At 60.9% G+C, this 8,594-nt stretch carries 3 protein-coding genes; 2 read left to right on the forward strand and 1 reads right to left on the reverse strand.

All coding sequences use genetic code 11. The annotated features are described in order from the left end of the window. Positions 1 to 57: 57 nt before the first annotated feature. Positions 58 to 1,092: a hypothetical protein gene (locus FY046_RS19655; protein WP_339505308.1), complete on the reverse strand. Its 1,035-nt coding sequence runs from the start codon at positions 1,090 to 1,092 to the stop codon at positions 58 to 60. A 711-nt stretch (positions 1,093 to 1,803) separates the two neighbouring features. Between FY046_RS19655 and FY046_RS19660 the strand changes: the two genes are divergently transcribed. Both FY046_RS19660 and FY046_RS19665 read left to right on the forward strand, forming a co-directional pair. Further along, a complete protein-coding gene (locus FY046_RS19660; protein ID WP_227536434.1) occupies positions 1,804 to 3,408 on the forward strand; it encodes a ShlB/FhaC/HecB family hemolysin secretion/activation protein in 1,605 nt (534 codons plus the stop codon). 50 nt (positions 3,409 to 3,458) lie between these two features. Then, the coding region (locus tag FY046_RS19665; protein ID WP_446186402.1) for a hemagglutinin repeat-containing protein at positions 3,459 to 8,594 on the forward strand (5,136 nt) is incomplete at its 3' end.

An 8,594-nucleotide genomic window follows, 5' to 3' on the forward strand; every position in this document is an offset into this window, starting at 1 on the left:
AATGGAGGAGAGGGGCTTTTAGGGGGGCGGGACCGCCTGAGGGGCGCAAGCACTCGGTCAGACGATACGCTTCAGGATTTTCTCTAATACCGCTTGCTCATCATCTCTGCACAAATACTCCGTGACCTCCCGCGCCCAGCCTTCGCCATCACCGAGCACGGCACGACTGTACGCAGGGGCATAGAGATCGTGGCTGTCATACAGATTAATCAGCGTTTGATTCACGCCATCAAGATTCACAGCGGGGTTCTTTTGCTGCTGGGCAGCCAGCGCACGCACGATCTTTTCCTGATGCGCCGGGTCCGTCGGGAAGGTTCTTTCCCCCAGTTCACTGAGCACCAGAAACGGCGGCGGCATGCCCTCTTCGATGGCGGCCTGTAAACGGTAGTGACCATCAAGAATAACGAATGAACCCAGCCCGGCAATGAAGCGCACCAGTACTGGCGGCAGCGCCCCTTCCCGGCTCTTCTTGCGCCACCATTTCAGGCGCCCTGCGTGCGGTTGAAGGGCGTAACGGGCCAGCAGCGGGGTGCCGTTCCACCACCAGTCAACCTGCGAGACGCGCGTCGGGGCCATCAGGTTCGGGATATCTTCCGCGAAGAGTGACCAGCTAAAACCGATATTCCCGCTACGGGCAGGGGCGTGAAAACGCCAGCTTTCCACCGGAGACGTTTGCTGAAGGGAATAAGGTGCAACGGGTGCGGTGGGTAGCATCGGGCGCAGCAGCCAGCGGCCCGCGGATAACAGCGGAACGTCAGGCGTCAGCAAATGGCGGGCAAAATAGCGGCACCATTCGCCCATCCACGCCTCTGGCCCGGAGCGACGAATCGACTCCAGCGCCAGCGAAGTAATGGGCGGTAATAACGCATATGGATCAGGATGCTCAGCGTTAAACACCCGCCACAGGCCGGAATGGTCTTTTAGCATCGAAGCCCAGAACAGCGGCGCACCGCGCAGTGATAGCGCCATGCGGCCATGATGCCCGCTGTGCATCTCCAGAATGGGCTGCATGGTGGGTTTCGGGCTCTGTAATTCCAGCCCCAGCCAGGCATGATTGCGGTCGTGCAGGTCCTTCCACCAGTACTGTGACATCCGATGTTCCTTACGCCAGAGAGGGGGAAATTTTAAGGGAGTGAGGGGAAGATGCAAGGGGTGACGATGCATCGTCTATCCGGGGCCTGTTGTTGGTCGGGATGCGCCGGGGAAAGAGTGAGCACACCGCGGGCCAGCCGTTCATTTCTGATAAAAATGTCGACCAGGCGTTCCATTAACGATATTGAACGTTCCTCTTTCCCTTTTGCGGGTATCCGTCTCTCGCCAACCCCGATAGGCTTGCGATTGGGACGAGGGATTGCTGAATAATTCATGAAACAACTGGCCCTGCTTCGTTGGACAACACCGAGTTCTCCAGACAGCCCTCCCCTAAAAGCGCCTGAAATTGCGGAATAAACACGAAAAAACCATCCGTAGCACCGGATAAAACCGGGCTGTAAACGCCACCCTCAGTCCCAGACATTTTTGAAAACTTTATTCTAAGAATTATCGGAAACTGCCCTGTTAACACTCACACTTATATTTACAGCTCTTAACAATTCTTTTATCATCCGCGCAGTTTGTTTATTAAGCACTTTCATAAAAAAATCAAGAGAAGTCACAGGGATGATGCGCAACACACCGACAGGGACGGCCCGCGGCACAACGCCGTTCATTTTTTCAGCTTTCACGCTTATCGCGCTGATGATCCCCTCTTCCCCGTCTGCCGCCCCGGTCCCTCCACCTGAGCGTCCTGCGGCTGAAAAGAACATGATCGACCGGACGCTTCAGTCCCAGCAGCAGCGGCAAAGAGCGCTGGAAGAAACCCTGACACCGCCCACCCCGGACGTGCGCCTTTCGCCGCCTTCCTCCTCTTTTGGCCGCATTCACTTTGCGCCAGAAACTCCCTGCTTTCAGATAGACCGGGTAACACTGAGCGGCCAGGAGGCCCTGCCGCACTGGTTGCCACTGCAGCGCCTCGCCCGTCAGGGTGAAGGCCACTGCCTCGGCGGGAAGGGCATTAATCAGCTGATGAGCACCCTGCAAAATCGCCTGATTGACCACGGCTATGTAACTTCCCGTGTACTGGCCCCGAATCAGGATCTGACCCGTGGAACCTTGTCGCTGGTGATCATGCCCGGCTACGTTCACGAGGTGAAACGGAGCCCCGACAGCGATCGCTGGCTGACCCTCTGGACCGCTTTCCCTGCTCATGCCGGAAACCTGCTCGACCTGCGTGATATCGAACAGGGGCTGGAAAACCTGCAGCGTCTGCCGACGGTGGAGGCCAATATGGAAGTGGCACCCGGCGAGCTGCCGGGCGAGAGCGATATCGTGGTGCAGTGGCAACAGCGCAAGATGTGGCGCCTGGGGGCCTCGCTGGATGACTCAGGTTCCGTCGCCACCGGGCGTTATCAGGGTGGTGCGACCCTGTCGCTGGATAACCCCTTCTCCCTGAGCGATCTCTTTTATCTTTCCGGCACCCGCAGCCTCAAAACCGGCGACGATAAAGGCAGTAAAAACATCACCGCCCATTATTCGGTGCCTTTTGGCTACTGGATGGCCAGCGCCACGGCCAGCGATTATGACTATCACCAGACGGTGGCGGGCCTGAATCAGGACTATCTCTACAGCGGCAAACGCAAAAACCTCGACGTCCAGCTCAGCCGGGTACTGCACCGCAGCGGCACGCAGAAGACGTCCGTCAGCTGGGACGTGCTGACCAGTGAATCGCGCAACTACATCGCCGATACCGAGGTCGAGGTGCAGCATCGCAAGACCGCCGCCTGGCGGCTGGGGCTGTCCCATCGTCACTATATCGGGCAAAGCACGCTGGATGCGGGCATCAGCTATCAGCGCGGTACCCGCTGGTTTGGGGCCATTCCGGCCCCGGAGGAGTACAACGGCGACGCCACGGCGAAGAGCAAAATCGTTACCCTCAGCGCCGGTCTGGATATTCCCTTTGAGATCGTCGGCGAGTCGTTCCGCTACAACGTGCAGTATCTGCGCCAGATGAGTTCAATGTCCCTGACGCCGCAGGATGAATTCTCCATCGGCGGACGCTGGACGGTGCGCGGCTTCGATGGCGAACGCAACCTGAGCGCCAGCCGTGGCTGGTTCGTGCGCAATGACCTCGCCTGGCAAACGCCGTTGCCGCAACAGGAGTTCTATCTGGGCGCGGATTACGGCGAAGTCGGCGGCACCAGCAGCGCAGGCATGCTGATTGGTCAACATCTGGCAGGCGGCGTTGCCGGCCTGCGCGGCACTGTTTTTAATACCGGGTACGACGCCTTCGCGGGCGTGCCCTTCTCGAGACCTGACGGCTTTAAAACCAGCCCTTACACCCTGGGTTTTAGCCTGAACTGGAGTTACTGAGTCGTCACCTCACGACATAACGGGTTTCCATTGATGAGTGGGATTTAAGGATGAATAAAAATCTGTATCGTATCGTGTTCAATAAAGCACGCGGTATGTTGGTCGTGGTGGCAGAAATCACCCGAAGCTGTCGTGCGGTAGCCTGCCCGGCGTCTGGCACCGCCAGCGTGCAGCGTCAGTGCATCACTCGCCTGAATGCCCTCGCCTTCGGCCTGCTGCTCGCGCTGGGCGCAGTCCAACCGGCAACGGCCAATGTCGTGGCCGATAAGAGCGCGCCGGGTTCGCAGCAGCCGACTATTATCAGCAGCGCCAACGGTACACCCCAGGTCAATATCCAGACACCTAGCAAGGGCGGGGTTTCCCGCAACGTTTACAGCCAGTTCGACGTGAACAATAAAGGCGTCATCCTCAACAACAGCCGTACCCATGCCTCCACCCAGATCGGCGGTATGGTGGCCAGCAACCCGTGGCTGTCGCGCGGTGAAGCCAAAATCATCCTTAACGAAGTAAACTCGCGCAATCCGAGTCAGCTTAACGGCTACATTGAAGTGGCGGGCAAAAAGGCCCAGGTGGTGATCGCCAACCCATCGGGCATTACCTGCGACGGCTGCGGCTTTATCAACGCCAACCGCGCCACCCTGACTACCGGGCAGGCGCAGCTGAACAACGGCAACCTGACCGGCTACGACGTCAGCAAGGGCGATATCGTTATTCAGGGCAAAGGGATGGATACCTCCCGCCAGGATTACACCGACATTATCGCCCGTTCGGTAAAAGTGAACGCCGGACTCTGGGCCAATGACCTTAAGGTCACCGCCGGGGCCAGCACCGTTGATGCCGCCCATGAAAAAATCGTGGCCAAAAACGGTGATGCGGCGACGCGTCCTCAGCTTGCCGTGGATGTTGCCAGCCTTGGCGGGATGTATGCAGGAAAAATCCGCCTCACCGGGAGCGAAGCGGGTGTCGGCGTGCGCAACGCCGGGAATATCGGGGCCCAGGCCGGAACGGTGGTGGTCACCGCCGATGGCCAGATTGACAACAGCGGCAACCTGAACAGCGCGGGTGATATGAGGCTGACCGCAGGCAGCGTCAGAAATAGTGGAAAAATCTACGCTGGCGGGAGTGCGGAGGTGAACAGCCGGGGCGAAATCGAACACAGCGGCACCCTCGCCACCGCCGATAATCTGACCCTGCGCGGAAACCGCATCACCGCGACCGCACAAAGCACCCTTGCCGCCGGTATCGATAAAGACGGGCAGGCAGGCGAGCATGGCGACGTCACCCTTTCCAGCCACGGTCGCCTGACCCTGCAGGGACAAAATATTGCCGGCGGCACCCTCACCGCCAACGCTCAGGGGATTGATGCCAGCGGCAGCCGGACGGCAACAGGCAATACCGCCCTGGACGCCGGTCATGGCGATCTGGATCTCAGCCTGGCCAGCGTGGACGCCACCGGCAAACTTGAGGCCCGCAGCACAGGCCGCCTGCTGAATGACGGCGGCACCCTGAGCGGCAAAAATGTGGACCTCAATGCCCGCAGCATCACTAACCGCGAGGGCAACCTTGTCGCCGGGCAGCGCATGGACATAACGGCGGATACGGTCAGCGGCGACGGAAAAATCCTCTCCGAAGGCGATCTGAACCTCAGCCTGCAGCAGGGCTTGACCAACCAGAGCCTGCTGCTGGCAAATGGCGACCTGACGCTGACCAGCGGCGGCACCGTGGACAACCAGGGCAAACTGCTGGCGGGTAAGACCCTGACGCTGCAGGCCGCCAGCGCCACCAATGCGCGGGACGCAGAGCTGGGGGGCGGTGAATCCCATCTCTTACTGAGCGATTCTTTGGTCAACCGGGGCCTGATCGACGGCACCCTGACCCATATTGACACCGGCACCCTCACGAACCTCGGCGCCGGGCGTATTTACGGCGACCATGTCGCTATTAAGGCGAACACCCTGGATAACGGGGCAGAAAACGGCGTGGCCGCGACCGTGGCGGCCCGCGATCGGCTGGATATCGCCGCCGGGACGCTGAACAACACCGGCCATGGGCTGATCTACAGCGCGGGTGCGATGGGCATAGGCGGCAGCCTGGACACGAATCTGAACGCCACCGGGCGCGGCGGAGTGCTGACCAATCGCGGTGCCACCATTGAGTCGGGCGGCGATATGCGCCTTGATATGGAGACTATCCATAACCTGAATAACCATCTGGTGACGGACGTGGTGGTGACGGGGACCAGCCGCCACCATGAAGCCGTGCTGAGCGGCAAGACTCAGCGCTACGACTGGAGCCAGGTTAACACCAGTCAGAAAAATAAGTACGGCGTCCACTCGGCGAAAATGCCGGACGGCAGCAGCAGCGATAAATTCTACGAATACAACTACACCCGCACCGTCCAGGAAACGCGTGTTATTGAGAGCGATCCGGGGAAAATTCTCTCCGGCGGCAACCTCACCATTAACAGCGACCAGATGAATAACCTGGACAGCCAGGTCATCGCCGCGAAGGTGCTGGGTGGGGTGATTAGCCTGCTCAATAATGATGCCACCAGTGGGGTGAAAATCATCACCGACATTGGCAGCCAGACCCGCTGGTATGCGAAGAAAAAGAAAAAGAAACTGGGCGGTACCAAAACCTCGCAGGGGAAAGATACCAACAGCTACCGCCCCTCTCCGGTGACCCAGACTATCTCCCTCAGTACGATGGCATGGGAAGACAATAACCCGGCCCAGGGCGGCAGCGATCGCCCGGTGGCGCTGCCTGCAGGCCAGACGTGGGAAAGCGCGAAAAACAGCAGCGGCGAAGTCGTGCGCACCGGCGTCGGGGACACCCGCGTTCCCTCAGGCAGCCTCTATACGGTTCACGCCTCCACGACCAGCCACTACCTGGTGGAGACCGATCCGCGCTTTACCCAAGAGCGCACCTGGCTGGGCTCCGACTATATGCAGAACGCCCTGTCACCGAACGGGGATACGATCCTTAAACGCCTCGGCGACGGCTTCTATGAACAGCAGCTGATCCGCAACCAGGTCACCAGCCTGACCGGCCAGCGCTATCTCAGCGGCTTCGACGATGATAATGCCCAGTACAAAGCCCTGATGGATGCCGGAGTCGCCTTTACCCGTGAGCACAACCTCACCACGGGCGTGGCGCTCAGCGCGGAACAGATGGCCCTGCTGACATCAGATATGGTGTGGATGGTAGAGCAGACCGTTCAGCTCCCGGACGGCAGCAGCCAGCGCGTGCTGGTCCCGCAGGTGTATGTGCGGGTGAAAGAGGGCGACGTGGATGGTAACGGCTCCCTGATGGCGGGCAACCGCGTGGCATTGCAGGCCGCAGACGACCTCAACAACAGCGGCACCCTCGCCGGGCGCGAGATCACTGCCATCACGGCGAACAACGTCACTAACAGCGGTCTGATCCGCGGCGGCACGATCGATATCGCCACCCTCACCGATTTCAACAACGTGGGAGGCACACTGCTGGCGGACGATGCCCTGCAGGTCACTGCCGGACGCAACCTGAACAGTACCAGCACCCTGAGCGGCGATGACAGCAACCGCAGCCTGGATCGCACCGCCGGGATTTACGTCCAGAATGACAGCGGCAAACTGGTCCTGCAGGGCGTGAACGACATCAACCTTAACGCCACTCTGGTGGGTAATAACGGCAAAGAGAGCACCACTGTGCTGAGCGCCGGGAACAACATTAACCTCGGCACGATCGCCACCACCCACAGCGAACGCGGCGACTGGGGCGGCGATAATTATCGCGACCTCACCCAGCGCAGCGACGTCGGCAGCCAGATCGCCGGCAACGGCAGCGTGCAGCTGTCGGCAGGCAATGACCTGAACGCCCTTGCGGCCTCGATCAATGCCACCGACGCCCTGAGCGCGGTGGCCGGGAACGATATGAATATCGTGGCCGGGGAGTCCGCGTATCATCTGACCGAACACAGCAGGCAGACCAGCAAGGGCTTCCTCTCCGGCCGCTCGCTGGAGACCCACGATGAGATCGAGGCCACCCAGGCAACCGCCAGCAACGTGACCGGCGACAGCGTGACCCTGCTGGCAGGTAACAATCTGACGGTACGCGGCAGCAACGTGGCGGGCGAAAACGACGTCCGGCTGGCGGCGGGCAATAACCTGACCCTCGACACCGCTGAAGAGCAGCGTCAGGAAAACCATCTTATCAAAGAGAGCAAATCCGGCCTGATGGGGACCGGTGGGATCGGCTTCTCTTACGGCCGTCAGAGCGTCAAAACCACCGACGACGGCAACAGCACCGCCCACGCCATCAGCACCGTCGGCAGCAGCGCGGGCAGCCTCAGCCTTGAAGCAGGCAACGACCTCTCCGCCCGCAGCGCTGAGCTGATTGCCGCGAAAGAGATGAGCCTGGCGGGCAAAAACGTTGCCATTACCGCCGCCAGCGACAGCAGCGCACAGACTCACAGGGTCGAGCAGAAACAGAGCGGCTTTACCCTCGCCCTCTCCGGCGCCGTCGGCAGCGCGCTCAACACCGCCGTCGAGACCGCCAACCAGGCGCAGGAAACCGAGGACAGCCGCATCGCCGCCCTGCAGCAGACCAAAGCGGCACTCTCCGGGGTGCAGGCCGCTCAGGCCGCGAGCCTGGCCAGCGCCCAGTCCGGGACGCCGGGCGCGTCAGACAATACGGTCGGGATCAGCCTCTCTTACGGTTCTCAGTCGTCTACGTCCACGCAGCACAGCGAGCAGGTTACCGCCCGCGGCGGCAGCCTGACCGCCGGGGATAACGTAAAAATCACCGCGAACGGCAGCGGCACCGACGGCGATATCCTGCTCCAGGGCACCACCGTGCAGGCCGGAAAAAACATCGACCTGACGGCTAACCGCGATATCATCCTGACGTCCGCGCAGAACACCTCCCTGCTGACCGGCAGCAACAAGAGCAGCGGCGGCAGCGTCGGGGTCGGTCTCGGCGTCGGTTCCGGCGGGTTCGGCATCAGCGTCTCCGCCAGCCTCAACAAGGGCAAAGGCCACGAAAGCGGCAACGGCACCACCCATACGGAGACGCTGCTTAACGCCGGGCAGGCGGTGAACCTGGTCAGCGGCCGCGACACCACCCTGACGGGCGCGCAGGTCAGCGGCGAGACGGTCAGGGCCGACGTCGCCCGCAACCTGACGATGACCAGCGAGCAGGACAGC

It is taken from the genome of Erwinia sp. 1181_3, assembly GCF_052824965.1.